General features: G+C 69.8%; 27 protein-coding genes. 11 read left to right on the top strand and 16 right to left on the bottom strand.

The window, feature by feature from the left end:
- Positions 1 to 43: 43 nt before the first annotated feature.
- Positions 44 to 358 carry an ArsR/SmtB family transcription factor gene (locus QRN19_RS15075; RefSeq protein ID WP_285027934.1) on the bottom strand — a complete coding sequence of 105 codons (315 nt, stop codon included), beginning with the start codon at positions 356 to 358 and terminating at the stop codon, positions 44 to 46.
- A gap of 85 nt (positions 359 to 443) precedes the next feature.
- Here QRN19_RS15075 and QRN19_RS15080 point away from each other — a divergent pair, with 85 nt between their 5' ends.
- The gene (locus tag QRN19_RS15080) at positions 444 to 1,493 is read left to right on the top strand and encodes an SDR family oxidoreductase (RefSeq protein ID WP_285027935.1); all 1,050 of its coding nucleotides are present in this window, start codon (positions 444 to 446) and stop codon (positions 1,491 to 1,493) included.
- 13 nt (positions 1,494 to 1,506) lie between these two features.
- Here QRN19_RS15080 and bla read toward each other — a convergent pair whose 3' ends face one another.
- Together bla and QRN19_RS15090 are read right to left on the bottom strand one after the other, a co-directional pair.
- Entirely contained in the window at positions 1,507 to 2,445 is a 939-nt protein-coding gene (gene bla / locus QRN19_RS15085) for a class A beta-lactamase (RefSeq protein WP_285027938.1), read from the bottom strand.
- Positions 2,442 to 2,846: an SRPBCC family protein gene (locus QRN19_RS15090; RefSeq protein WP_285027940.1), complete on the bottom strand. Its 405-nt coding sequence runs from the start codon at positions 2,844 to 2,846 to the stop codon at positions 2,442 to 2,444. The genes bla and QRN19_RS15090 overlap by 4 nt, the downstream gene beginning before the upstream one ends.
- A gap of 124 nt (positions 2,847 to 2,970) precedes the next feature.
- Here QRN19_RS15090 and QRN19_RS15095 point away from each other — a divergent pair, with 124 nt between their 5' ends.
- Positions 2,971 to 4,041 (top strand): S41 family peptidase, encoded by a 1,071-nt coding sequence (locus tag QRN19_RS15095; RefSeq protein WP_285027941.1) that lies wholly within the window; start codon positions 2,971 to 2,973, stop codon positions 4,039 to 4,041.
- An 81-nt stretch (positions 4,042 to 4,122) separates the two neighbouring features.
- Here QRN19_RS15095 and QRN19_RS15100 read toward each other — a convergent pair whose 3' ends face one another.
- The 7 genes from QRN19_RS15100 to QRN19_RS15130 form a co-directional block, all read right to left on the bottom strand.
- Complete coding sequence (locus QRN19_RS15100; RefSeq protein ID WP_285027942.1) at positions 4,123 to 4,887, bottom strand: YidC/Oxa1 family membrane protein insertase; 765 nt, start codon at positions 4,885 to 4,887, stop codon at positions 4,123 to 4,125.
- A 62-nt stretch (positions 4,888 to 4,949) separates the two neighbouring features.
- Positions 4,950 to 5,264, bottom strand: a complete 315-nt coding sequence (locus QRN19_RS15105; RefSeq protein ID WP_138945628.1) for a DUF6412 domain-containing protein — start codon at positions 5,262 to 5,264, stop codon at positions 4,950 to 4,952.
- Positions 5,265 to 5,350: 86 nt separating this feature from the next.
- Positions 5,351 to 5,809, bottom strand: a complete 459-nt coding sequence (locus tag QRN19_RS15110; protein ID WP_285027945.1) for an NUDIX hydrolase — start codon at positions 5,807 to 5,809, stop codon at positions 5,351 to 5,353.
- A gap of 68 nt (positions 5,810 to 5,877) precedes the next feature.
- A complete protein-coding gene (locus QRN19_RS15115) occupies positions 5,878 to 6,465 on the bottom strand; it encodes an NUDIX hydrolase (RefSeq protein ID WP_285027946.1) in 588 nt (195 codons plus the stop codon).
- A 41-nt stretch (positions 6,466 to 6,506) separates the two neighbouring features.
- Entirely contained in the window at positions 6,507 to 6,890 is a 384-nt protein-coding gene (locus QRN19_RS15120) for a cupin domain-containing protein (RefSeq protein WP_071262105.1), read from the bottom strand.
- A gap of 73 nt (positions 6,891 to 6,963) precedes the next feature.
- Positions 6,964 to 7,335 carry a GntR family transcriptional regulator gene (locus QRN19_RS15125; RefSeq protein WP_285027950.1) on the bottom strand — a complete coding sequence of 124 codons (372 nt, stop codon included), beginning with the start codon at positions 7,333 to 7,335 and terminating at the stop codon, positions 6,964 to 6,966.
- Positions 7,332 to 8,360, bottom strand: coding sequence for a hypothetical protein (locus tag QRN19_RS15130; protein ID WP_285027951.1), 1,029 nt, complete (start codon positions 8,358 to 8,360; stop codon positions 7,332 to 7,334). The genes QRN19_RS15125 and QRN19_RS15130 overlap by 4 nt, the downstream gene beginning before the upstream one ends.
- A 349-nt stretch (positions 8,361 to 8,709) precedes the next feature.
- Here QRN19_RS15130 and QRN19_RS15135 point away from each other — a divergent pair, with 349 nt between their 5' ends.
- The gene (locus QRN19_RS15135) at positions 8,710 to 9,183 is read left to right on the top strand and encodes a GNAT family N-acetyltransferase (protein WP_285027952.1); all 474 of its coding nucleotides are present in this window, start codon (positions 8,710 to 8,712) and stop codon (positions 9,181 to 9,183) included.
- Positions 9,184 to 9,326: 143 nt separating this feature from the next.
- The gene (locus QRN19_RS15140; RefSeq protein ID WP_285027954.1) at positions 9,327 to 9,836 is read left to right on the top strand and encodes a hypothetical protein; all 510 of its coding nucleotides are present in this window, start codon (positions 9,327 to 9,329) and stop codon (positions 9,834 to 9,836) included.
- Here QRN19_RS15140 and QRN19_RS15145 read toward each other — a convergent pair.
- On the bottom strand, positions 9,791 to 10,195 hold the full coding sequence (locus QRN19_RS15145; RefSeq protein ID WP_285027956.1) for a VOC family protein: 405 nt from the start codon (positions 10,193 to 10,195) through the stop codon (positions 9,791 to 9,793). The two genes, QRN19_RS15140 and QRN19_RS15145, sit on opposite strands and share 46 nt — an antisense overlap.
- 53 nt (positions 10,196 to 10,248) lie before the next feature.
- The gene (locus QRN19_RS15150) at positions 10,249 to 10,737 is read right to left on the bottom strand and encodes a MarR family winged helix-turn-helix transcriptional regulator (protein ID WP_285027958.1); all 489 of its coding nucleotides are present in this window, start codon (positions 10,735 to 10,737) and stop codon (positions 10,249 to 10,251) included.
- A gap of 96 nt (positions 10,738 to 10,833) precedes the next feature.
- Here QRN19_RS15150 and QRN19_RS15155 point away from each other — a divergent pair, with 96 nt between their 5' ends.
- Positions 10,834 to 11,625, top strand: coding sequence for an SDR family NAD(P)-dependent oxidoreductase (locus QRN19_RS15155; protein WP_285027961.1), 792 nt, complete (start codon positions 10,834 to 10,836; stop codon positions 11,623 to 11,625).
- Between the two features lie 30 nt (positions 11,626 to 11,655).
- Here QRN19_RS15155 and QRN19_RS15160 read toward each other — a convergent pair whose 3' ends face one another.
- Positions 11,656 to 12,282, bottom strand: coding sequence for a hypothetical protein (locus QRN19_RS15160; protein ID WP_285027963.1), 627 nt, complete (start codon positions 12,280 to 12,282; stop codon positions 11,656 to 11,658).
- A gap of 44 nt (positions 12,283 to 12,326) precedes the next feature.
- Positions 12,327 to 12,983, bottom strand: coding sequence for a hypothetical protein (locus QRN19_RS15165; RefSeq protein ID WP_285027966.1), 657 nt, complete (start codon positions 12,981 to 12,983; stop codon positions 12,327 to 12,329).
- Positions 12,984 to 13,110: 127 nt separating this feature from the next.
- On the opposite strand from QRN19_RS15165, the gene QRN19_RS15170 reads away from it, so the two are divergent.
- On the top strand, positions 13,111 to 13,716 hold the full coding sequence (locus QRN19_RS15170) for a TetR/AcrR family transcriptional regulator (protein ID WP_285027968.1): 606 nt from the start codon (positions 13,111 to 13,113) through the stop codon (positions 13,714 to 13,716).
- 69 nt (positions 13,717 to 13,785) lie between these two features.
- On the opposite strand, the gene QRN19_RS15175 is transcribed toward QRN19_RS15170, so the two are convergent.
- A complete protein-coding gene (locus QRN19_RS15175) occupies positions 13,786 to 14,676 on the bottom strand; it encodes a MurR/RpiR family transcriptional regulator (RefSeq protein WP_285027969.1) in 891 nt (296 codons plus the stop codon).
- Between the two features lie 202 nt (positions 14,677 to 14,878).
- Between QRN19_RS15175 and QRN19_RS15180 the strand changes: the two genes are divergently transcribed.
- The 5 genes from QRN19_RS15180 to QRN19_RS15200 all read left to right on the top strand — a co-directional run bounded on the left by QRN19_RS15180 (position 14,879) and on the right by QRN19_RS15200 (position 22,118).
- Positions 14,879 to 16,201, top strand: coding sequence for an MFS transporter (locus tag QRN19_RS15180; protein ID WP_285027972.1), 1,323 nt, complete (start codon positions 14,879 to 14,881; stop codon positions 16,199 to 16,201).
- Positions 16,198 to 17,361 (top strand): anhydro-N-acetylmuramic acid kinase, encoded by a 1,164-nt coding sequence (locus QRN19_RS15185; RefSeq protein WP_285027975.1) that lies wholly within the window; start codon positions 16,198 to 16,200, stop codon positions 17,359 to 17,361. The genes QRN19_RS15180 and QRN19_RS15185 overlap by 4 nt, the downstream gene beginning before the upstream one ends.
- A 66-nt stretch (positions 17,362 to 17,427) precedes the next feature.
- On the top strand, positions 17,428 to 18,345 hold the full coding sequence (gene murQ / locus QRN19_RS15190) for an N-acetylmuramic acid 6-phosphate etherase (protein WP_285027977.1): 918 nt from the start codon (positions 17,428 to 17,430) through the stop codon (positions 18,343 to 18,345).
- Positions 18,346 to 18,364: 19 nt separating this feature from the next.
- Positions 18,365 to 19,150, top strand: a complete 786-nt coding sequence (nagB, locus tag QRN19_RS15195; protein WP_285027978.1) for a glucosamine-6-phosphate deaminase — start codon at positions 18,365 to 18,367, stop codon at positions 19,148 to 19,150.
- A gap of 118 nt (positions 19,151 to 19,268) precedes the next feature.
- Positions 19,269 to 22,118, top strand: coding sequence for an FAD-binding and (Fe-S)-binding domain-containing protein (locus tag QRN19_RS15200; RefSeq protein ID WP_285027980.1), 2,850 nt, complete (start codon positions 19,269 to 19,271; stop codon positions 22,116 to 22,118).
- 256 nt (positions 22,119 to 22,374) lie between these two features.
- Here the strand turns inward: QRN19_RS15200 and QRN19_RS15205 are convergent, their stop codons facing one another.
- The gene (locus tag QRN19_RS15205) at positions 22,375 to 23,247 is read right to left on the bottom strand and encodes an oxidoreductase (RefSeq protein WP_285027981.1); all 873 of its coding nucleotides are present in this window, start codon (positions 23,245 to 23,247) and stop codon (positions 22,375 to 22,377) included.
- Positions 23,248 to 23,311: the final 64 nt, after the last annotated feature.

Below are 23,311 nucleotides of genomic sequence, written 5' to 3' on the forward strand. Positions count from 1 at the left end.
AACAACCATCGGGCGCGACGCTTGCCATCGCGCCCGGCCGTTCTTAGACGACGAGCGTCACGTGCCGACCGAGCGCTTCGATCGCGGCCTCGTCGCGCTGGTAGTGCGACCACTGGCCGATCCGCGTGCACGTCACGAGGCCGGCGCGCTGGAGCGTGGCCATGAACTGCGAGGCGGTCGATTGTGACACCTCGGCCCTCGCCTGGATGTGCTTGAGGCACACCCCGACCTCGGCCGCCGGCTGATCCTGCGGCGGGAACGACTCGGGATCCTTGAGCCAGCCCAGGATCGCCAGACGGGTCGGGTGGCCGAGCGCCTTGAAGACGGCCACCAGGTCCAAGTCGTCAGCATTCGTCATGGGTTGATGATATCGCAATATCGCGATTCCACGATGTTGTGCCATGCTGTTCATCGGTAAATCACGATCTAACGATGGAGAAGTCATGACGAATAAGACGGCACTGGTGGTCGGAGCCCGCGGGGTGATCGGCGGGAACCTCATCACCCACCTCGAAGGGCTCGGGTGGGACGTGATCGGGCTGTCGCGCCGCGGCGGTACCGATCGGGGATCCGTCAGGCACCTCGCGGTGGACCTCCTCGACCGCGACGCGACCAGCCACCAGCTGAAGGGCCTGTCGGAGGTGACGCACCTGTTCTACGCCGCCTACCAGGACCGCCCCAGCTGGGCAGAGCTCGTCGCACCGAACCTCGCGATGCTCACGAACGTCGTCGACGCCGTCGAACCCATCGCGCCGGGCCTCGAACACATCAGTCTGATGCAGGGCTACAAGGTCTACGGTGCACACCTGGGGCCCTTCGCGACACCCGCGAAGGAATCCGACCCGCCGCACATGCCGCCGGAGTTCAACGTCGACCAGCAGCAGTTCCTCGAACGCCGGCAGCGCGGCGCCACCTGGTCGTGGTCGGCGTTGCGACCGTCGGTCGTCGCCGGGATCGGCCTGGGCAACCCGATGAACCTGGCGATGGTCATCGCCGTCTACGCGTCCATGAGCAAGGAACTCGGCATCCCGCTGCGCTTCCCCGGCAAGCCCGGCGCGTACACGAGCCTGATCGAGATGACGGACGCCGACCTCCTCGCGAAGGCCACCGTGTGGGCGGCGACCACCGAGCATGCCCGCAACGAGGCGTTCAACATCACGAACGGCGACGTGTTCCGGTGGTCGTCGATGTGGCCGAAGATCGCCGCCTTCTTCGACCTCGACGTCGCGCCGCCACTCGAGATGAGCCTCGTCGAGGTGATGGCCGACAAGGAGGCCCTATGGAAGGCGATGGTCGAGCGGCACGGCCTCGCGCCCACCAGCTACGCAGAGGTGTCGTCGTGGGCGTTCGGCGACTTCGTCTTCGCATGGGACTACGACGTCATCGCCGACACCTCGAAGTCCCGCCGAGCCGGGTTCCACGAGTACGTCGAGACCGAGGCGATGTTCCTCCGGATCTTCCAGGACCTGCGGGAGCAGCGACTGATCCCGTAACGGCAGGCCCCGGCTACTGTTCGAAGGCGGCGAGCGCGACGCTCGCCGCCTCCGCGACCAACGCGTCGTCGTACTCGGCGTCCGGGTCGAGTGTGTTCGTGAGGATGGTCAGGACGATCGGGTCACCGCCCGGCCGGTCGATGATCGCGACGTCGTTCCGGATCCCACCTGCACCCCCGGACTTGTCGGCCACCTGCCATCCCGCTGGAGCGCCGGCCCGGATCAGGGTGTCGCCCGTCGCGTTGCCGCTCATCCAGGCGAGGAGCGTCGCCCGGTCGGCCGGCTCCAGGTAGGAGCCGTCGACGAGGCGGGTCAGGTCGTCGGTGAACGCGGCAGGGGTGGTGGTGTCATCGGTGCTGCCCGGTTCGATCACGTTCAACAGCGGCTCGGCGTTGACGACCTCGGTCACCTCATCGCCGAGCGTGACGAGGGCGGCGTCCAGCGCGGCCGGCCCACCGATCCGCGCGAGGACGAGGTTGAGGGCCGTGTTATCGCTCCGCCGGACGGCGGCCTCGGCGAGCTGCGACAGGGTCAGGCCGGTCTCGACCTGTTCACTCGTCACCGGCGAATAGCCGGCCGCCTCGACCTCCTCGGCCGACCACGTGACGATGTCGTCACGCGCCGAGCCGCGCACCTCATGGAGGAAGACGGCTGCGGCGAGCGCCTTGATCGTCGAGGCGTACCCGAAGCGCTCGTCCGCGCGGTAGGACAACCGGGCACCGGTCCCGGTGTCGACGGCGCTGATGCCGACTCGCGCGCTGAACTCAGCCTCCAAGGCTTGGAACTCGACGGACCGGTCGGGCATCGACGTGGACGGGGCCGACGGTGGGGCCGAGACCGGGGAACTCGGTGACATCGACGGGGACGGATTAGCGGAGGCGCACCCCACGAGCCCGAGCACCAGCCCACCGGCCAGGGCGACGGCGACGACGCCACCGGTGCTCCGCGTCATCGAACGCCGGCCCGCCCAGCCACCTGGTGATCAAGGCGCTCGAGGTCCGCCGCGACCATCGCGACGTCACGCGCGAACTGGTCGTCGTCCAGCTCGATCTGTCGCACGGTGAACACCACCTCGGCACCCTCCGGGTGGGCCAGCACGCGGACCGGGTTGGTCACGACCGTCCCGGACGGCAAGGTGACGTCGTGGTCGAGCACGCCGAACCGGTTCCGCTCGACGAACCGGACCTCCACCCGACCCATCGGCGACTCGACGAACAGCGCGTCACCCTCGCGGACCACCGCGGCCTGCGCGAGACCGGCCGCCCACCGTGGGAGGTTGTCGACGTCCGATGCGTACTCGTAGACGGCATCCGGCGAGGCGCTGATGACCCGGCTGACGTGGTGACTTCTCATGGACGGCATCCTGCCACCTCGGAGCGGGAGCCATCTGGTGCGTCCCGCCCGCGGATGATGCTCCGCGAGCGGGATCCTCCTGCGGGCTGACGATTCGAGTGTCGACGGTTCGTAGCCTGGAGGCATGCCCGGCATCACCCGCAGTCGACCGCCCTTGCCATCACCGGCCCCCATGGAGCAGCGACGTCGTCGGCGTCGGCGCGCCCGCATCGCGGCCGTCGTCACGGCATCATTCATCGCGCTGGTGGTCGGCGGCGCCGTCGTCGCCGCGCCGCTCCTGCGGTCGTACGGGATCTACCTCGTCCCGCCGTCGCCGCAGACGTACGCGGAGGTCGCGCTCGACGCCATGCGGCAGGGTGTCGAGGCGACACCGGACCGCTACGGCGAGGTGCGGGCACGGGCCATGGCCTCCGTCGCGGACGCCTCCGACTACGCCGACACCTACGGGCCGCTCGCGGAGGCGGCGACCGAGTTGGGCGGTCCGCACACCACCTTCAACGATCCTGCGGCCGCGGCGGAGCTGTTCGGCCCGTCGTCGGGGTCCGAGGCCGGGAACGAACCGCCCACCGTCACGACCGCCGACGGTGTGACGACCATCCGGCTCCCGACGCTCATCGGTGGCGGCTCCGGAAGCGACTCTTTCGGCCAGCGATACATCGACACGGTCGTCGACGCGATCGCCGCCGCCGCGCCCCACACGTCGGCGTGGGTGGTCGATCTGCGGGACAACCATGGCGGCAACGTGTGGCCGATGTTGGCCGCCGTGGCACCCCTGCTCGACGACGGGACCGTCGAGACCTTCGAGTCCGTCGACGGGTCGACGGTCGTCTCGGTGTCGGGCGGCGCCGTCTCGTCCGACGGCAACCGACAGAGCGCGGCGACGAAGCCGCAGCCGAAGGTGGACGGGCCGATCGCCGTGGTCATCGACGGGATGACCGGCAGCTCCGCTGAGGCGGTCGCGATCGCCTTCATCGGGCAGTCGGACGTGCACGTGTTCGGGCAACCGAGCTACGGCTTCAGCACGGCCAACCAGCCGGTCCGCCTCTACGACGGTGCGGTCGTCAATCTGACCGTGGCCGTCGACGCCGATCGCACGGGCAAGCGTTACGGCGTCCCGATCGAGCCCGACACCGCCGTCGAGGACTTCACGCAGCTCCCCGCGGCCATCAACATGTGGCTCGCCGACCGCGACTGAACGATCCGCCCACCGAGAGTGCCCGTTCTGCTCGCCGAACTGCTCCGAAAGCGCAGAACGAGCACTCTCGGCCGAGCGCACTCAGACCGCGGGCGCGTACGGGTCGCGGAGCACGCGTCGGAGCACCGCCCGCTCCGCGACCGTCCACAGTGCGCTCGTCGCGAGGTAGACGGCGGCTGCGAACGGGACGATCGCCGCGAAGCCGACCGACAGGAACGGGAGCCAGCGCATGACGGGACCGATCGCGGCGGCGGGAACGGGCGTCCGCGCCTCCGCAGATTCCTGAGGGAGCGCCGTCCATCGCGCACTCGCCCGTCGCGTCAGCTCGATCGCCAGCCCGAGCAGCGCCAAGACGACGAGGAACGGCCAGACGGCGGTGACCGTGGCGCCGATCAGCTGGAACAGGTTCGAGCCGAGCGGGACACCCCCGACCACTGCGGAGAGCAGCGCGTTGGCATGACCGGCGATGTCCTGATGGACGAACAGCGCGTACACCGCCGAGACGACCGGTGCCTGCGCGAGCAGCGGCAGGCAACCCGCGACCGGCGAGGTGCCGTGGCGCTGGTAGAGCTCGATGATCGCGCGGTTCAGTTCCTCGGGGCGGCCGGCGTAGCGCTTCCGGAGGGCCGCGAGCTCAGGGGCGAGACGGCGCCTCGTGCGTTCGGCGCGCACCTGCGAGACGCCGACCGGGAGCAGGAGCAGGCGCACGAAAACGGTGAGGACGACGATGGCGAGCAGCGGTGCGCACGAGCCGGCAAGCGGTTCGAGGGCGGTGCCGGTCGCTGCGACGAAGCCGGCGAGGCCGTCGAGGATGGCGGAGACGATTGGGATGGTGGAGAAGTCCATGGGTGGGTCCTTCGATCGAGAACGGGAGAGGATCGTTCGACCGCCACGGACCACCGGGGGCGCTACTGCACGCTGAACCCGGCCGTTCTGACGGTCACGATCGCGCTTCCGGGCGCCCGAGACCGGACGTGCCCCGGTGCGTCGGGGTTGTTGTGCGTGACCAGCACGCGCAGGTTCTCGACCTCGCGCAGCTCGACCGGGCCGGTACGTGGCCGGAGCGTCACGCGCACCTGCAGGATGACGGCGATGAGGACAGCCGCCGCGGAAACGGCCCCGATGAACCCGAACACCATGAGGGCCGGGATCACGACGTTCCCGCTGCCCCCTGCTCCCAGCAGCGCGAACGTCCGCGCCACGAGTTCGAGCAGACCGACCATGCTCCGACGCTAGCAGCACCCTCGACGTGACAGCCGCGTCCGGGCTGGTCGACTGCGGCTTTGCGACGAGGCGTTGAACGGTCGACTCAGTCCACCAACGGGTACCAGTGTCGGTCGCGCAGCTGATGCTCGTCATCGTCGAGACGCACCCACGTGCCGTCAGTGATCGGGGCCACGTCCGAAGCCCACACGCCGAAGTGGGCGACCGGTGCCGGCCAGTCGTATCCGTCGGCCGGTGCCTCCACGACGTTGCGCACGGCGCCGATGAACCGAAGGCCAATGGCCTCGCCGGTGATGCGCTGCGCCAGTGCGCATACGGTCACTGTGCCGTCGACGTCATCGGATGCAGCCTCGAGCATTGGCAGATCGAGCCGCCCTGTGCCCTGCCTCGGCACACAGAACACCTGATCGGAGTCGCGGAGGAGCAAACGTACGACCGCCATCGGCCGGGGTGGCGTCGTCCGGCGGATCACCTCGGCCCTGCTTCCCGGGGGAAGCCACGGCGCACCATGCGTCACATGGGCGAGCGTCTCGTCTTCATTCACGCCGCGAGCGTACCCGAATCGTGCACGTGTGACCGGTGCCGCCTGCTCGAGCTCTCGGTCAGATGCGCTCAGCGAGATCGTTCCTCGCTGGCCACTCCGAGCGGCGGGAGGATGCCCTGGGCCGCCGCCACGGCTCGGGCGACGATGAGGGGCGGGTCGACGATCGTTCCGCCCGCGATCATGGCGTCGAGCTCGGACAACGGGATGCGCACGAGCCGCACCTGCTCCGCGGGATCCGACAGGTCGGCCAAGCCGGCACGGACACCTCCAGTCGAGATGAACAGGTGTGTCGGCCAGGACGCTCGCCCCGGATTCATGAAGAAGGTGTGCAGCGGTCGGAGGTCGTCCGGAACGATACCGAGCTCCTCGTCGAGCTCACGCCGGGCGGCCTCGACCGGGGCCTCGTCCGTTCGACCGGCACCGCCCGGCAGGTCGTGGATCCAGCGGTCGAGCGGGTATCGGTACTGCCAGGCGAGGAGCACGTCGTCGCCGTCGATGATCAGCGAGGCGACGGAGAAGGGGACGCTCTCGTCGACGAGATACCTCGATCGCGACCCGTCCGGCAATCGGACCTCGTGATCGACCAAGGCGACCCGACCTCGATGGACCGTCGTCCTCCCGAGCGTGGTCCAACGTGATTCATCCGGAACAGGCATCCGCCCACCCTACGGTCGCGTGCTGTCCGGCGATCATGTCGTCAGCGGAAGTCGCCCAGCTGACGCTCGACAGGCACCGTGCCCTCGACGATCACGTCACCGGTGTGGGCAGTCGTGACGGTCTCGATCAAGACGATCTCGACCTCCTCGTCGGCGATGGGATTGTGCTGCACGCCCCGCGGCACCACGAAGAACTGGCCCGGCGTGAGCACGACTTCCTCATCGTCGGGGAGCTGGATACGGAGCGTGCCCGAGACGACGAGGAACATCTCGTCTTCGTTCGCGTGGTCGTGCCAGACCAACTGGCCGAGGAGCTTCGCGACCTTCACGTATTGATCGTTGACCCGCCCGACCACTCGAGGAGTCCAATGGGCCTCGACCTGTCGGAGTTCGGCGGCGATATCGATTCCGGAGAGAGCGGTCATGCGTCCATCCTCTCCCGGCCGTCGCGCGTCGTGGCGCGGTATCACCCCTCGGTCTCGGTGCGCGCCGGCTCGGTCAGCCGTCCGGCCGGTCCGCCGTCGACGGCTCCTCCGCGCTACGGTTCGCGATCGCACGGACGATCGCCAGGACGTCCTCGACGGCCACCCCGGCCGCATCGCTCGCCTCAATGAGCGCACGCGCCCGTTCGATGACTGCTTGCGGCGCGCGCGAGGCTCCGGGGGCGACGCGGGTGCCGGCCGCGGTCCGGGTCACGACGAGACCCTCCTGTTCGAGCGCCCGATAGGCCTTCGCCGCCGTGGCTTGGGCGACCGCGAAGTCCCGAGCGGTCTGCCGCACCGTCGGGAGGCGTTCGCCGTCTCCCAGCAGCCCTGACCGGATCGCGCCGCGGAAGAGTTCGGTGATCTCGTCGGCCGACAGGTGGTTCATCGAGCCGACCCGGCGAACTCGACGTCCGCGTCGGAGCGCTTTCGTGTGGCGAGCGCCGCTCTGACGGTGTCCACCGCGATTCGGAGCGCCAGAGCGACACCGGCTCCTTGAAGGGCGTAGCCGGCGAGGTTCATCGGGCGGGCGATCGCGCTGTATCCGCCGTCGATGGACAGGCGCGTCCTCGAGACGTTCTCCGACACCCAGTACTCGTCGATCCCGACGAGCGACGTCCCCGCCGACCCCACATGCATCCAGACGGCGCCAAGTGTGGCGGTGAGGCCGGCGAGCATGAGGAGGGTGAACACCCGGGCGGTCGACTCGCGGTCCGGGCGGACACTCGGAGCGGTGGACCGGGCGAGGATCGGCCGGTTGGCGTCGGTGCGGAGCACGAGGACGAGCGTCAGTGCCGCGAGCGCGATGGCGATGACCGTGGCGAGGTGGTTCGGCCACCCCGACCCGGACACGTACCCGAACCCGTTGTTGAAGTTCGTGTAGATCGGCAGGGGCGAATAGTCGGGGACATGTCCGAAGAACTGGCCGTTCTCGGGCGCCGTCGTCGCACTGGCGATCTGCCAGGTGGCGGTCAGGAGGGCGAGCGACGCCGCGATGCCCGCGATCCACAGCGACACCCGCGGTGCGAAGGTGTTCCACGCCCGCAGCGGCGTGATCGCTCGCTCACCCGGCGCGGGCACGGGGACACGACGCAAGGCGAGCGCCGCGATCGCGATCACGAGGGTCGCCACGACGAGCGGTGCCGGTCGCCGCCACCAACCGTCGTATCCGGACGCGTCGTACACGCCGACGTTCAGAGCACTCGCGAGGGTCGCGGTGGCCACGATCGCGACGGCTCCCGCCGTCCCTGCCCAGCGGAGCACGGCGTGACGGAAGCCTCGCTCGGGCAACGAGACGATGCGACGCGGGCGCACCCAGGACAGCGCGAAGATCCCCAGGCCGAAGGTCAGCGCGTTCTCGAGGGGCAGGATCTGCTTGACCTCGAACAGCAGCGTGAGGAGTGTCGTGAGCATCGGTACCTCTCAGAACGTCGGACGGAGCGCAGCGCGCTTGTGCTGACAAGGTAGCACAAACTTGTACTGCGAATGCAGCTCAAGAGTGCACCGCGATCCCGAAAGCGCGCGTTCTGCTCGCTGGAAGGGTCTGATGCAGCAGAACGTGCACTCTGGGCGCACACCTCAGACCAGCCGGTACCGCATGGCGACCGCGCCTGAGCGGAACTCCCCCGGTCGACGAGGTCGAGCTCAATGCGCTCCCTCACGGATCGACGGCCTCCCGACGCGGGGCCCTACCTGCCAGCGAACCACGTCGACGCCCGAATGTCGCTCACGTGTGTCGGGCCACACTGCCAGACTGGCGTCGATGATCATCCGCACCGAACGAACCACCCTCGAACCGATCTCACCGGCGCTCGCGCGACGCATCGTCGAACGCGACGAGCGCGACGGTGACGACTGGCACCCGGAGTATCCCTTCGCCGATGAGCTCAGCCCGCTCCGCCATCTAGCGGAATCGACCGTCGGCGACCCGATCTTCACGATGTACCTGATCCGTGATGCCGACGGTTCGGCCGTCGGTGGACTCGGCTTCTTCGGGCCGCCCGACAGCGATGGCCGCGTCGAGTTCGGCTACGGTCTCGTTCCCGCCGCTCGCGGGGTCGGACTCGCGACGGAAGCGGTCGTCGGCGCACTGTCGTTCGCCGCAGCGCACGGCGCCGAACGGGCGGCCGCTGAGACCGACATCACGAACGTCGCATCCCAGCGGGTCCTCCTGAAGGCGGGACTCGCAGAGACCGGACGCACGGCCACGACGGTGTCGTTCGCGCGCGAGCTCTGACAGCAGATGCAAGCCATGGTCGAGGCCTGATGGCTCCGCTCGCCCGAGCGGAACGTGAGGAGACCGTCGGGGTTCCGGGGATCGACGTATGGATCCCGTGAGGACCGCGGCTCGCGCGGGTGGTGAGGCGTAGACCGGAGGTCATGACCCTCACGACGATCCTGCCCTCGCTCCGCCGCAGCATCCCGGACCCGTTCGCCCCCGACCGCTGGCCGGCACACACCCACCTCAGCACCACGGACGTGATCGTCGACGACGTTCCGATGCTGCGCCTGGTCGAGGAGTGCGGAACCCCGTGCGTCCACTCGGCGGCAGCGGTGATCCCCGGCACGGGCGGATGCCCCTCGCCCGTCGAGCAGACCTCCGTGGTCGTCATGCGCGTCGTCGCTGCGATGTTCGGCGAGGACGGCCATCACCTCACCCTCGACGCCTGCCTCTCAGACGTCGAACCGTGCTGGTCGGAACTCAGGCTGATCGGGCGAGCGTCGACGACGCACACGGTGTCGTTCCACCTCGACAGCGCGGCAGGAACCGAGCAGCGCTTGCTGCTCCCCCGCGACCTCGCGCCCGGCGACCTGCTCGCCGTGCCGTGTCGCGGTGAGGTCACTCAGGCGGTCGGCTCGGCGTCCGGCTTCATCCAGAACGGCGAATAGTGGTACCCGTCGGGGTCGTCGAACTGGCGCTGGTACATGAAGGGATAGTCGTCGATGTCGCCGATCCGTCCACCCGCGGCACCCGCGCGCTCAAGGAGCTCGTCGACCGCCTCGCGGCTCCCGAGGTCGAAGGAGACCGTGACCTTCGAGGGCGTGTCTGGTCCCCCGATCAGCTCCTCGGTTCCGCCGACGCTCGCGTACATCTCACGACTGCCGAGCATGACGTACTGCTCGGGCGCGATCTCGAAACACGACACCTGGTCGGAGGACATCGCGGCATTGCGGGTCCAGCCGAGGGCGTCGTAGAAGGCCGTCGCGCGTTCGACGCTCTCGACCGGACACGTGATGAAGAGGCTCATGCGGTCAAGCTACGCCCGGCGTGAGCACGCCCACAAGAACGTCTTTCCGAGGTTCACTCGTGCGGCGCCCATGGCACGGATGGATCGATCGTCGTCGCGATCCGCGTGCTGATCTCGGCCAGTTGCCGCACCTGCGCCTCCGTGAGCGAGCCGAAGACGAGCTCCTCGACCAGGGCGTGGTGCGCAGGCGTGGACCGAGCGACGTGCGCGTGGCCGTCGTCCGTGAGCACCGCGAGCGTGAACCGTCCATCGGTGGGATCAACCTCGCGTCGCACCCAGCCCTGCCTCTCGAGTCGCGAGATCGCGCGGGAGAGCCGGGAGAGCGTGCTGCTCGCGTACCCGGCGAGCGTACTCATCCGGAGCGTGCGGTCCGGGGCGGTGTCGAGCGCGAAGAGCAGCCCGTGCTCGTAGTGGCTCAGTCCGCTGTCGCGCTGCAGCTGGGCGTCGAGTGCCGCGGGAAGCCGCTCCACCAAAGTGGCGACGGAGGCCCAGGCCGCGAGCCGGTCGCCGCTGAGGCCGGGGCGTTCGGCGGATTCGGTCATGGGGCAAGCCTATTCGACTTGCTTGAGCAAGTGAACCGGCCTAGGGTGACTTGCCTGAGCAAGTGAATCGGCGCATCGCCGACAGAGGGAGACGACATGGACCTACAACTCCGAGGCAAGACGGCCTTCATCAGCGGATCGACCGGTGGCATCGGCGCAGCCATCGCCCGGACGCTCGCCGCGGAGGGTGCACGGGTCATCGTGAACGGGCGCTCCGAGCAGGCGGTGCAGGCTGCGGTCGCCGCGCTTCGGCGCACGCACCCCGATGCCGGCCACGACGGGATCGTCGCGGATTTCGCCGATCCCGCGTCCGTCGAGCGACTGCTCGGTGACCTCGGCGCCGTGGACATCCTCGTGAACAACGTGGGCCAGTTCGGTCTCGCGGCGTTCGAGTCGATCTCGGACGACGAGTGGTCCCACGCCCTCGAGGTCAACCTGATGAGCGGCGTCCGGCTGTCCCGGCACGCCCTGCCAGGCATGTTGGACCGCGGCTGGGGGCGCATCCTCTTCGTCGGCAGCGAGTCCGGCGTGAACATCCCCGCCGACATGATCCACTACGGCGTCACGAAGGCGGCGATGATCGCCCTCGGCAACGGACTCGCGAAGCGGACCCGCGGCACCGCCGTGACGGTCAACACGATCCTCGGCGGCCCGACCTACTCCGACGGCGTCGCAGCGACGATCGAGTCGATCGCCGCCGACCAGGCCGCACCGGTCGACGCCGTGAAGGCCTCGATCATCGGTCGCAACACCACCACCCTGCTCGAACGGTTCATCGAGCCCGGGGAGATCGCCTCGCTGGCGGCCTACCTCGCGAGCCCACTGGCGTCGGCGACGAACGGCGCGGCCCTGCGGGCGGACGGCGGAGTGCTGACCGGGATGCTCTAGCGACAGGGTGTGCCGGGCGCTCTGCGACGATCACGCCAACCACTGGCCGAGCGGGTGGACCAGGTACCGCAACGAGTAAGCCTCCCAGACCGCCCCGATGACCAGGAGGGCCAGCGCCGGCGGGGCGAGCACACCGATCCGCCGCAGCCCCTGCAGATACCCCTGGCGGTGGCGCACCACTCCGGCGGCCGCCGGCCGGACCCAGAACACGCCGTGCAGGTACACGCCGAGGAGCAGAAGGATGTACGCCTGGAGCTCGATGACGAGCGTGAGCGAGTGCGGGATGAGCGCGACCCATCCGTCGGCGGTCAGGGGCACGAGCGTTATCCCGGTCTGGACCGCCCAGAACCCGAAGGCTACGAGCCCCGCGAACGGGACGACGACGGACGGCAGGACGATGGTGAGCAGGCTCAGTCGGAGGACGTTGACCGCGAGGATCATCAGCGCGAACAGCGGCGGCGTGTCCACGAGCTGCGTGACGAGCGCGGCGGTGCCATCCTCGACCATGGCCGACTCCCGGGCACGCGTGAGGTCGGGGAAGGCGAGACCGATGAGGAAACCGACGAGCGTCAGCCCATACGCAAGGGCGTTCAGGACGAGGTAGGCACGTCGGTTCCCGCTGATGACCAGGAACGGTCGGCGTGCTGGTGCGCGCATGCTGCTCCTCGGTCGGTTCGATCGGCCGGACGGGCTCGGCGACATCAGGTCCCCGCTCCGCTGTCGAGCAGCCAGTGGTAACGGAGGCGGGAGGCTCGCTCGATCGCGCCGAGCGCTGCCCCCACCCCGAGGGCGATGTTCAGCCACGGGTCGAGGTGCAGCGGTGATTCGAAGGCGCCGAGGGTGTCGGCGATCGGCGGGATCTGCGAGATCGGCTCCGCGATCTGCAGTGCGTTCAAGCCGACGCCGACAAGCAGGAGGACGATCGACAGCGCGCCGAGGACGGAGCTCGCGACGGGGTGTCGCCGAGCGAGTTGTAGGCGTCGCCCTTCCGCTGAGCGCGGATCCGGCGCCAGCTGCCGCTCGGAGCCGTCGTCGGCGAGGAAGTGGCAACGGCGCAGACCGGATTCGCTCACCCTGACCTCGATGTGTCCGCCGCGCACGGCGAATCGCGCCGGCACCCGGGAGACCAGGTGGAGGGCGCCATCCCGGTAGAGCTTCGCCCTGACGACTCCGTCCGACGCATCACCTCCGTGACGGACATCGACCGTGTGCGCGACGGCTCGGCCGTCGGGTTCGCGGAGGGTGATGGACATCACCGACCGGGTGGTCATCTGCCACCAGCGGAACGGCTTCAACGCACTGCCATCACCGGCCTTCGCTCGGCGCGTCCCCCGACGCTCCCGCCAGCTCTGTTCCATCCGTCACGCTCCTCTCCACACCGTCCGGCGCCCGTCGGGCCACCTCGACACAGCCATCTCTAGTACAGTGTGACAATCGAGGGACACGCTAGCACGCTGTACTAGAACTGAGAAGGGCGCCCTGCACATGACCGAACCGGCAGGCTCCGATACGCGATCCAAGATCCTGATCGCCGCGGCGACGATGCTCGCCGAAGACCCGACCGCGCGGCTGAGCGTCCGTACCGTAGCGGCCAAGGCAGGCGTCAGTACCGGGTCCCTCAGGCACTTCTTCCCGACGCAGCAGGTCCTGCTCGACACCGTCATCGAAGGGCTCCAGACGCTCGACATCCCCGACGACCCCATGGCGGACGCGACGAAGGGGCCAGCCGAACGCCTGCAGGCATGCCTCCAACTCCTCCTCTCCGCCGTCGGCACCGGTGCCGGCGCGCGACAGAACTGGACCGCGCTCCACGACGCATACGTCGCATCACCCACACCCGAGGAGTCCGCCCAGACCTTCCTCGCGATGGAGCGGCTCGCCGTCAGCCGCGTAGACCGGTGGCTCGCCCGACTCCACGAGGAGGGCGCCCTCGTCGACGGCGATCGAGAGCAGCAGTCGCGTTTCCTGCTCTCGGTCGTGAACGGCCTATCACTCGAGCGCGCCTTCCCTGGCGCGCGCGCACGACTCGGGTTCGAGAGCTCGTCCCTCCGACTCGCGGTCACCGCCGTCCTGCGCGCGGACCCCTCGTAGCGACAGGCCGCCTCGTCGACGACAACGGCCGAGCTGGTCCACGAACACCGACCAGGGTCGGCGCGGACGTCACTCGGCGGAGCGACGCTCCCGCACCGCGTCGAAGGTCCGCTGCAGCGCACCGATGGACGCCTCGGAGTCGACCTGGGCGACACCGATGAAGAGGCAGTCCACGACCATCAGCTGTGCGATCCGACTACCGAGCGCTCCTGACCGGAACGCCGTCTCCCGCGCGGAGGTCTGCAGCACGATGTCCGCGCTGCTCGCCAGAGTCGACTCAGCGTGGTTGGTGATCGCGATGGTCGTCGCCCCGGAGCGGGCCGCGAGCCGGAGGTAGTCGACGGTGTCCGCGGTCGCGCCGGAGTGCGAGATCGCGACGGCGACCGCCTGCTCGTCGAGGATCGCCGCAGCGGTCCAGGCGGCATGCGGGTCGGGCCATTCGAGCGCCACCCGCCCGATCCGCGACAGCTTCCGCTGCAGGTCGACGGCGACGATGGAGCTCGCCCCGACGCCGAAGATGTCGACCCGGCGAGCGCCGGCGACCGCGGCGACCGCCCGCGTGAGAGCTGCTGTGTCGAGCGCCTGTGCGGTGTCGGCGATCGAGAGGGATTCGTTCGCGGCGACCTTCGCGACGATGTCGTCGAGGCTGTCTCCGGCCACGATGTCGGGCGATTGCACGTTCGTCCCGGCGAGCGCGAGCCGTTCGCGGAGGTTCTCCTCGGTCAGGTCGTGGCGGAAGTCCTTGAAGCGGTCGTAGCCGATCTTGCGCGTGAAGCGCACGACCGTCGTCGTCGAGGTCGAGGCCTCCTCCGCGATCTCGGCGACCGACCGCGTCGCGAAGGCGCCCGGGTCGGCGAGCAGCGATTCGGCGATCCGCCGCTCGGAGGGACGGAGTTCGTCGAGGCGGGCGCGCACCTCGGTGGACACCGCCCGTGATGTCCGGTGGACGTCGGCTCCCATCGGTGCTCCTCTCGACCGTGAACACTGTACCGTCGGCACCCACCGGCGGGATGTATGGAAATTACCATCCATCGTCAGACTGTGTATGTTTGTTGCAACGACTCGCGACCGGTGCCGTCCTCAGGTGCGGACTGACCGACACGTATAGCGGAGTACCGCGGGTACTGCCGGCATGCACGATCCAGGAACCAAGGGAGGTCCCGTGACCAGCTCCACACCACGCAGCGACGTGATCAGCAGCACCGCCCGACGCCGGGCCATCGTCGCCGGCAGCGTCGGCAACTTCATCGAGTGGTACGAGTTCGGGATCTACGGGTTCCTCGCCACGATCCTGGCCGCACAGTTCTTCAGCGACGGCCAACAGACCGGCATCGAGTCGCTCATCGCGACCTACGCGTCCTTCGCGATCGCCTTCTTCTTCCGCCCGGTCGGGGCGGCGCTCTTCGGCCGGATCGGCGACCGGATCGGCCGGAAGCCGACGCTCATCCTCGTCCTGGTCATGATGTCCGGGGCGACCGCACTCATCGGCATCCTCCCGACGTACGCGTCCATCGGCATCGCGGCGCCCATCCTGCTCACGATCGTGCGCATCCTGCAGGGCCTCTCCGCCGGCGGTGAGTTCGGTGGCGCCGTCTCGGTCATGACCGAGTTCGCCCCGGCCGGGAAGCGCGGCTTCTACGGATCGTGGCAGTCGTTCACGGTCGCGCTCGGACTCCTCGGCGGCGCCGGTACCGTCGCGCTGCTGGCGTCCCTGCTGTCCGAAGCCGACCTGGCGGCGTGGGGCTGGCGGATCGCCTTCCTGCTCGCCATCCCCCTCGGCGCGGTCGCCCTGTTCCTCCGCCTGAAGCTCGAGGAGACCCCGGAGTTCCAGAAGGTCGCCGCCGCCGACACCTCCAAGGTCGCCGAGCCGGTCGTGCGTGCGGGCGCCGCCGAGACCGCCAAGGCGATCCTCCTGGGGATCGGCCGCCTGATGGGCTGGTCCGCCGCCGGGTACACCTTCCTCGTCGTGATGCCCTCCTACCTCCAGAGCAGCCTCAACGCGTCCTTCCAGGAGGCGCTGATCTCCACGGTCCTCGCGAACGCCGGGTTCGCCGCGACGATCCTCCCGGCCGGCTGGCTGTCTGACAAGATCGGTCGGCGTTGGGTGATGCTCGCCGGCACCGGGCTCATCGTGATCCTGGCGCTGCCGCTCCTCAACGTGCTGCAGAACCCGGACCTCGGCGTCGGTGTCCACGGCCTCGCCGTGTTCGTCGCCGGAGCCGTCGTCGGCCTGATCGCAGGCCCCGGCCCCGCCATGCTCGCCGAGATGTTCCCCACCTCCGTGCGGTACACCGGCCTCGGACTGTCCTACTCGATCTCGAACGCCGTCTTCTCCGGCAGCGCCGGCCTCATCATCACCTCGCTGATCGCCTCGACCGGCAACGTCGACGTCCCGGCGTACTACGTGATGGCGACCTGCGTCGTGAGTGCGATCGCGATCGGCACCCTCCGCGGGAACGCGCACCGGGCGGAGCTGCGCAAGTGAGCCGCCCGATGCGCGTCATCGGCCTCATGTCCGGCACCTCGCACGATGCGATCGACGCCGCCGCAGCCGAGATCAGCGTCGACGGTGACACCATCGTCGTCCGCCCGCTCGGGATGATCACCGCCGGGTACGACCCGGAGCTGCGAGCTGCGATCACCGCGGCCCTGCCACCGGCGAAGACCAGTGTCGACGACGTCTGCCGGTTGGACACCCGGATCGGGCAGGCCTTCGCCGATGTCGCCGTCCGGGCCGTCGCCGAACTCCTCCAGGGGGACGCCGATCTGATCGTCTCCCACGGGCAGACGATGTTCCACTGGGTCGAGGACGGCCGGGTCGAAGGCACGCTGCAGCTCGGCCAGCCGGCATGGATCGCCGAGCGCACCGGCTGCACCGTCGTCGCCGACCTGCGTTCGCGCGACGTCGCGGCCGGCGGGCAGGGTGCACCGCTCGTCAGCATGATCGACGCGCTCTGGCTGGGCGGCGAGACCGCTGCGGCCGTCAACCTCGGCGGCATCGCCAACGCCACCATCGTGCGGCCCGGCCAGGACCCGATCGCGTTCGACAGCGGACCGGCGAACGCCCTCATCGACGCCGTCGTCGCCGAGCACACCGGCGGCGCCCGGCAGTTCGACGCCGACGGCGAGCTCGCCGCGCGTGGCACCGTCGACGAGGAGACGCTCGACCTCCTCCTGCGCGAGCCGTACTACCGGCGCCCCGCCCCGAAGTCGACGGGCAAGGAACTGTTCCACCTCGACTACCTCCGCGAGCAGCTCGACGGCCGCCCGACGCTCCCGATCGAGGACCTCGTCGCGACCCTGACCGAGCTGACCGCACGGACCGTCGCCGACGCCGTCCGCGGAGTGGAGCGCGTCATCCTCGCCGGCGGAGGGGTGCGCAATCCTCAGCTCGTCGCGCGCATCCGGGCCGCACTCCCCGAGGCCGACGTCGTCAGCAGCGACGACGCGGGCCTCCCGTCCGACGCGAAGGAGGCGCTCGCCTTCGCCATCCTCGGCTTCCTGACGGTGAACGGCCAGGCGGGATCCCTCCCCTCGGCCACCGGCGCCTCGCACGGCAGCGTCCTCGGCGCGATCGTCCCGGGACACTCACTCCCCGCGCGGACGCTCGACGGACCGCCTGGCTCGCTGCGGTTCGAAGCATGACCGTCGACAGCCCCACGGACCACCACGACGGCATCAGCCCGTCCGACCCAGAACGGAGGGCCGTTCGTGCCTGAAGCATCGAGTACTTTGGCAGCGCTCTCCACCGAGGGACGCAACCCGCGCACGGTCGACCTCGACACGCTGGACACGCTCCGGCTGCTCGAGGTGATCAACGACGAGGACCGACTCGTCGCCGACGCGGTCCGAGCGGAACTGCCGAGCATCGCGCGCGCCGTGGAACGCATCACGGAGGCTCGCCGGCAGGGTGGGCGACTCGTCTACCTCGGTGCAGGGACGAGCGGCCGGATCGGACTGCTCGACGCGGTCGAGTGCCCGCCGACCTTCGGCACCGACCCTTCCGAGGTCCTGGGGCTCATCGCCGGGGGCGAGCACGCCTTCGTCGTCGCCGTCGAGGGTGCCGAGGACGACATCGAGCTCGGCGCCTCGGAACTCATCGCGGCCGACCTCCGCCCCACGGACGTCGTCGTCGGTCTCGCGGCCAGCGGTCGCACCCCGTACGTCATCGGTGGCCTGCGCTACGCACGCCACCTGGGCGCGGGGACGATCGCCGTGTCCTGCAACCGGAACGCCCGGATCAGCGCCGAGGCGGACATCGCCATCGAGGTGATGACCGGCCCTGAGGCGCTCACCGGCTCCACCCGCCTGAAGGCCGGGACCGCGCAGAAGCTCGTGTGCAACATGCTGTCCACCGCGTCCATGGTGCGTTCGGGCAAGGTCTTCTCCAACCTCATGGTCGACGTGAAGCCGACCAACGAGAAGCTCGTCGACCGTGCGCAGCGGATCGTCGCCGACGCCACCGGTGTCGAACGGTCGATCGCCGACGCGGCCCTGGAGCAGGCCGGTGCGCACGCCAAGACCGCCGTCGTCATGCTCCTCGCCGACGTGGACGCAGCGACGGCCGCCCGGCTGCTCGAATCGCACGACGGCGACGTCCGCTCAGCCGTGGCCGCGGCGAGCGCCTGAGCAGGAACGAGAGGACACCGTGGAGATCATCATCCTTCCCGACGCCGCCGAGGTCGGTCGCGTCGCCGGCGCGAAGATCGCGTCGATCGTCGCCGGACGACCCCAGGCCGTCATCGGGCTCGCGACCGGGTCCAGCCCGCAGGGCATCTACGCGGAACTGGCGCGTCGTGTGCAGGCGGGCTCGCTGTCGTTCGCCGAGGCGCGCGGCTTCGCATTGGACGAATACGTGGGCATCCCGGCCGACCACCCCGAGTCGTACGCCAGCGTGATCGCGCGCGAGGTCGTCGCTCCGCTCGGCTTCGACCCGTCGCGCGTCCGCGTCCCGGACGGCCGCGCCGCAGACCTCGCGGCCGCTGCGAACGAGTACGACCGGGCCATCGCCGAGGCCGGCGGCATCGACGTGCAGATCCTCGGCATCGGGTCGAACGGACACATCGGGTTCAACGAGCCCACGTCGTCGTTCGCGTCGCGCACGCGCATCAAGACCCTCGCGCCGAAGACCCGTCAGGACAACGCCCGCTTCTTCGACTCGCCCGACCAGGTGCCGACCCACTGCATGACGCAGGGACTCGGGACCATCCTCGAGGCGCGGGAGCTCGTGCTGGTCGCCCAGGGCGCTGGCAAGGCCGACGCCGTCGCGGCCGCCGTCGAGGGACCGCTCAGCGCGTTCCTTCCCGGGTCGGCGCTCCAGCTGCACGAGCACGCGACCGTCGTCGTCGACGAGGCGGCGGCATCAGGGCTGCGGTTGTCGGACTACTATCGCTACACCTACGACAACCGGCCGGACTGGCAACGCTTCGAATGAATCGGCCGGGCGATGGCCGACGACGCCCCATCCTCTGAGGCGTCCGGCCACCGCAGCCGCACCCGAGCACCCCGCACCCCTGCACCCCGCTGACGCCCGCATTCGAGAAGGAAGCCTCGTGGCACACCCGACCACCGCCCCATCCCGCATCACCGAAGCCATCGGCGGAGCCGTGGGCGACCCCTCCCGGATCCGCACCCGGGCGATCGACCTGGCCGCGTACGCCGGGGATGCATCGCACTACCTGCTGACGCCCGAGGCGGTCGTCATCGCGGAGAGCGCTGCCGAGGTCGCCGCGATCCTCCGAGCGGCGACGCGGTCCGCCGCGCCCGTCACGTTCCGGTCGGGTGGCACCAGCCTGTCGGGTCAGGCCTCCGGTTCCGGCATCATCGTCGACACGAGGCAGCGGTTCAAGTCCATCGAGGTCCTCGACGACGGCAAGCGCGTCCGGGTGCAGCCGGGAGCGACAGTGGCGCAGGTCAACGCGCGACTCACGCGACTCGGCTACCGGCTCGGCCCCGACCCGGCGAGCGAGGTCGCGTGCACGATCGGCGGTGTGATCGCGAACAACTCCAGCGGTATGGCCTGCGGGATCGACGAGAACACCTATCGGACGCTGGAGTCGATGGTGTTCGTCCTCCCGTCGGGCACCATGATCGACACGGCCGATCCGACGGCCGACCGGCAGCTCCACGAAGCGGAACCGGAGCTCGCCGAGGGCATCGAGCGCCTGCAGCGCCGCGTGCGATCGAATCCGGCGTCGGTCGCATCCATCGAGCGCCAGTTCTCCCTGAAGAACACCATGGGGTACGGGATCAACGCGTTCCTGGACTTCGAATCGCCCGTGGACGTCCTGCAGCACCTCATCATCGGCTCGGAGGGCACGCTGGCCTTCGTCGCCGAGGCGACCTTCCGCACCGTCCCCGTCCTCCCGCTGGTGTCGACGGCGCTGGCCGTGTTCCCCTCCCTCGACGCGGCGACGCGCGCGCTGCCCGAGTTGGTCGCGTCCGGAGCCGCCACGCTCGAGCTCATGGACGCCACGTCCCTGACGGTCGGGCAGCGTCTCCCCGGCAGCCCGGCGGAGATCCAGGGCTTCACGCCGCAGGATCACGCGGCACTCCTCGTCGAGTACCGCTCCGAGGACGCCGTCGAACTCAGGGACCGCGCGACGGCGGGCGGTGTGCTCCTGAACGGTCTGGACGTGCACGCGCCGGTGGTGTTCTCGAGCGACGCGTCCCAGCGGTCACGCGCCTGGGCGCTCCGCAAAGGCCTCTACGCCTCGGTCGCGGGAGCGCGACCCTCCGGCACCACGGCCCTCCTCGAGGACATCGTCGTCCCGACCGCCGCCCTCGCCGACACCTGCGCGAGCCTGCAGGAGCTCTTCGTGCAGCACGCCTACCGCGACTCGGTCATCTTCGGCCACGCGAAGGACGGCAACATCCACTTCATGCTCACCGACCGGTTCGAGGGCGACGCCGCGCTCGGCCGGTTCAACGGCTTCACCGAGCAGATGGTCGACCTCGTCCTCGCGGCTGGCGGCAATCTGAAGGCCGAGCACGGCACCGGTCGCGCCATGGCACCGTACGTCCGCCGACAGTACGGCGATGAACTGTACGGGGTGATGCTCGAGCTGAAGCGGTTGGTCGACCCGGCCGGGGTGATGAACCCCGGCGTGCTGATCGACGAGGATCCCGAAGCGCACCTCCAGGGGATCAAGCTCCAGCCGACGGTCGAGGAGGAGGTCGATCGCTGCGTGGAGTGCGGGTACTGCGAACCCGTCTGCCCGAGCCGCGACCTGACGCTGACGCCGCGGCAGCGCATCGTCGTCCGCCGTGCCGAGGAGTCCGCTCGCGCTCGCGGGGACATCGCCCTCGCCGAGGAGCTCGCGGACGACTACGACTACGCCGGCGTGCAGACCTGTGCCGTCGACGGGATGTGTCAGACCGCGTGCCCGGTCCAGATCAACACGGGCGCGCTGGTCAAGCGCATCCGGCGCACGGAGGCGGCTCCGGTCGCCGCCGCGGGCTGGAAGGCGGCCGCCACCGGTTGGGGGCCGGTCACGCGGATCGGTTCGGTCGCACTCTCCGGCGCGAAGCTCCTGCCGGCTCCGGTGGTCGGTGCGGTGACCGACGTGGCCAGGGCCGTGCTCGGTACCGACACCGTGCCGAAGTACTCAGGAGATCTGCCGGGCGGAGGACGCTCGCGGAAGGCACTCGGTCGGACGGTGGGTGCCGGTGACGGTCCGACCGTCGGCATCTACGTCCCGGCGTGCGTGAACAGCATGTTCGGGGCGGCGGACGGCGGGGACGGCGTCATGGGCGCCTTCACCCGGCTGCTCGAGCGAGCAGGCCTGAGCATGATCGTCCCCGACGGCGTCGAGTCGATCTGTTGCGGCACCCCGTGGTCGTCCAAGGGGTTCGCGTCCGGTGCTGCGGTGAACGAGCAGCGCACGGTCGAACGCATCCGAGCGGCCGTCGCCGACAGCGGCCTCGTGGTCGTCAGCGACGCGTCGAGCTGCACCGAGGGCTTCGCGAAGCTCCTCAGCGAGAGCGGCGTGGTCGTCGAGGACGCGGTGGCCTTCGCCGTCCGCGAGATCCTGCCCCGGGTCGACGTCTCAGCGCAGATCGAGCAACTCGTCCTGCACCCGACCTGTTCCTCGCGCCAGATGGGCCTCGACCCGGATCTCGTGCTGATCGGCGAAGCCGTGGCCGAGCGCGTGCACGTCCCGGACGACTGGGGCTGCTGCGCGTTCGCCGGCGACCGCGGCATGCTGCACCCCGAGCTGACGGCGTCGGCTACGAAGGCCGAGGCCGCCGAGGTCGCCGCGCTGGGTGCCGACGCGCACGCCTCCTGCAACCGCACCTGCGAGCTCGGGATGACCCGCGCCACGGGCGAGGACTACCGCCACGTGCTCGAGCTGCTCGACGCCGCGTCGTCTCGCGCGGAGCGCGGGGCGAGCCTGCGATGACGAGCTGAGTCGGTGACCGGTCAAGCACCTGTCACGAGCTCGCCCGGTAATGGCACGTATGCAAGACAAGTGACACTGAGCGGCGCGCCGTGGCACCTGCAGCGGCATCGCGCCGGCTCGTCGAGGAGCTGTCGGCGCCTGCCATCTGGTGGTGGCCGCCGCGCGCACACCGCGACGTCGACGACACCCGGCCCGTGCCCACGGCGCCGAGCCGCTGAAGCGACCGGGACCGCGGGTCGGGACCCGGAGGGAGGCGTCAGGAGGCGATCCGGTCCAGCTCGGCGAGGTCCGCTTCGGCGAGCGTGAGCGCGGCGCCCGCGATGTTCTCGCGGAGATGGGCCACGGATGACGTGCCCGGGATCAGCAAGATGTTGGGTGAGCGCTGCAGCAGCCACGCCAACGCGACGGACATCGGCGAGGCGTCGAGTCGAGCTGCGACCGCGGTGAGCACGTCGGACTGCAGCGGGCTGAACCCACCAAGGGGGAAGAACGGGGTGTAAGCGATCCCTTCGCCGGCGAGTCGGTCGATGAGCGCGTCGTCCCCCCGGTTGGCCAGGTTGTACATGTTCTGCACCGACACGATCGGCGCGATCGCCTGCGCTTCCTCCACCTGCTCGGCGGTGGCGTTGCTCACGCCGAGGTGACGGATGAGTCCCTGTCGCTGCAGGTCGACCAGGGTCTCGAAAGCTTCCGTGACCGGCTCGGGAACCGGTCCGTTCGCATCACCCAGGCGGAGATGGACGAGGTCGAGGACGTCGACACCGAGCGTCTCGAGATTGTCGTCGATCTGGGCTTTGAGCTCATCGGGCTTCCGCGCTGCAGGCCAGCCGCCCTGCGCGTCACGGCGTCCGCCCGCCTTCGTCGCGATGAGCAGTTCCGCGGGATACGGGTGCAGGGCCTCGCGGATGAGTTCGTTGACGACGCGGGGGCCGTAGGTCTCCGCGGTGTCGATGTGGGTGATGCCGGCGCCGGCCGCTTCACGGAGGACAGCGATCGCCGCGTCATGGTCCTTCGGCGGGCCGACCACCCAGGGGCCGGCGAGTTGCATGGCGCCGTAGCCGAAGCGGGAGACCGTGTGGTCGCCCAGGGTCCAGGTGCCGCCGGGCAGGTGTCGGGTGTCGGTGTTCATGAGCGTGCCTTCCGATGGGGGTGGACGAAGTGCCGTCGACCACTCTGGAGGAGTTGCTACCCTT

Source organism: Plantibacter sp. ME-Dv--P-122b (assembly GCF_030209375.1).
GTDB lineage: Bacteria > Actinomycetota > Actinomycetes > Actinomycetales > Microbacteriaceae > Plantibacter.

What these genes read in the sequence shown, in the direction of transcription:
- QRN19_RS15170 (WP_285027968.1), top strand. Translation starts at nt 13,111, where the DNA reads ATGACCGAACCGGCAGGCTCCGATACGCGATCCAAGATCCTGATCGCC.
- QRN19_RS15145 (WP_285027956.1), bottom strand. Translation starts at nt 10,195, where the DNA reads ATGAGCCTCTTCATCACGTGTCCGGTCGAGAGCGTCGAACGCGCGACG.
- QRN19_RS15130 (WP_285027951.1), bottom strand. Translation starts at nt 8,360, where the DNA reads ATGCTCACGACACTCCTCACGCTGCTGTTCGAGGTCAAGCAGATCCTG.
- QRN19_RS15135 (WP_285027952.1), top strand. Translation starts at nt 8,710, where the DNA reads ATGATCATCCGCACCGAACGAACCACCCTCGAACCGATCTCACCGGCG.
- QRN19_RS15080 (WP_285027935.1), top strand. Translation starts at nt 444, where the DNA reads ATGACGAATAAGACGGCACTGGTGGTCGGAGCCCGCGGGGTGATCGGC.
- QRN19_RS15105 (WP_138945628.1), bottom strand. Translation starts at nt 5,264, where the DNA reads ATGGTCGGTCTGCTCGAACTCGTGGCGCGGACGTTCGCGCTGCTGGGA.
- QRN19_RS15160 (WP_285027963.1), bottom strand. Translation starts at nt 12,282, where the DNA reads ATGCGCGCACCAGCACGCCGACCGTTCCTGGTCATCAGCGGGAACCGA.
- QRN19_RS15095 (WP_285027941.1), top strand. Translation starts at nt 2,971, where the DNA reads ATGCCCGGCATCACCCGCAGTCGACCGCCCTTGCCATCACCGGCCCCC.
- QRN19_RS15120 (WP_071262105.1), bottom strand. Translation starts at nt 6,890, where the DNA reads ATGACCGCTCTCTCCGGAATCGATATCGCCGCCGAACTCCGACAGGTC.
- QRN19_RS15115 (WP_285027946.1), bottom strand. Translation starts at nt 6,465, where the DNA reads ATGCCTGTTCCGGATGAATCACGTTGGACCACGCTCGGGAGGACGACG.
- QRN19_RS15165 (WP_285027966.1), bottom strand. Translation starts at nt 12,983, where the DNA reads ATGGAACAGAGCTGGCGGGAGCGTCGGGGGACGCGCCGAGCGAAGGCC.
- QRN19_RS15090 (WP_285027940.1), bottom strand. Translation starts at nt 2,846, where the DNA reads ATGAGAAGTCACCACGTCAGCCGGGTCATCAGCGCCTCGCCGGATGCC.
- QRN19_RS15100 (WP_285027942.1), bottom strand. Translation starts at nt 4,887, where the DNA reads ATGGACTTCTCCACCATCCCAATCGTCTCCGCCATCCTCGACGGCCTC.
- QRN19_RS15150 (WP_285027958.1), bottom strand. Translation starts at nt 10,737, where the DNA reads ATGACCGAATCCGCCGAACGCCCCGGCCTCAGCGGCGACCGGCTCGCG.
- QRN19_RS15125 (WP_285027950.1), bottom strand. Translation starts at nt 7,335, where the DNA reads ATGAACCACCTGTCGGCCGACGAGATCACCGAACTCTTCCGCGGCGCG.
- QRN19_RS15140 (WP_285027954.1), top strand. Translation starts at nt 9,327, where the DNA reads ATGACCCTCACGACGATCCTGCCCTCGCTCCGCCGCAGCATCCCGGAC.
- QRN19_RS15205 (WP_285027981.1), bottom strand. Translation starts at nt 23,247, where the DNA reads ATGAACACCGACACCCGACACCTGCCCGGCGGCACCTGGACCCTGGGC.
- QRN19_RS15155 (WP_285027961.1), top strand. Translation starts at nt 10,834, where the DNA reads ATGGACCTACAACTCCGAGGCAAGACGGCCTTCATCAGCGGATCGACC.
- bla (WP_285027938.1), bottom strand. Translation starts at nt 2,445, where the DNA reads ATGACGCGGAGCACCGGTGGCGTCGTCGCCGTCGCCCTGGCCGGTGGG.
- QRN19_RS15175 (WP_285027969.1), bottom strand. Translation starts at nt 14,676, where the DNA reads ATGGGAGCCGACGTCCACCGGACATCACGGGCGGTGTCCACCGAGGTG.
- QRN19_RS15075 (WP_285027934.1), bottom strand. Translation starts at nt 358, where the DNA reads ATGACGAATGCTGACGACTTGGACCTGGTGGCCGTCTTCAAGGCGCTC.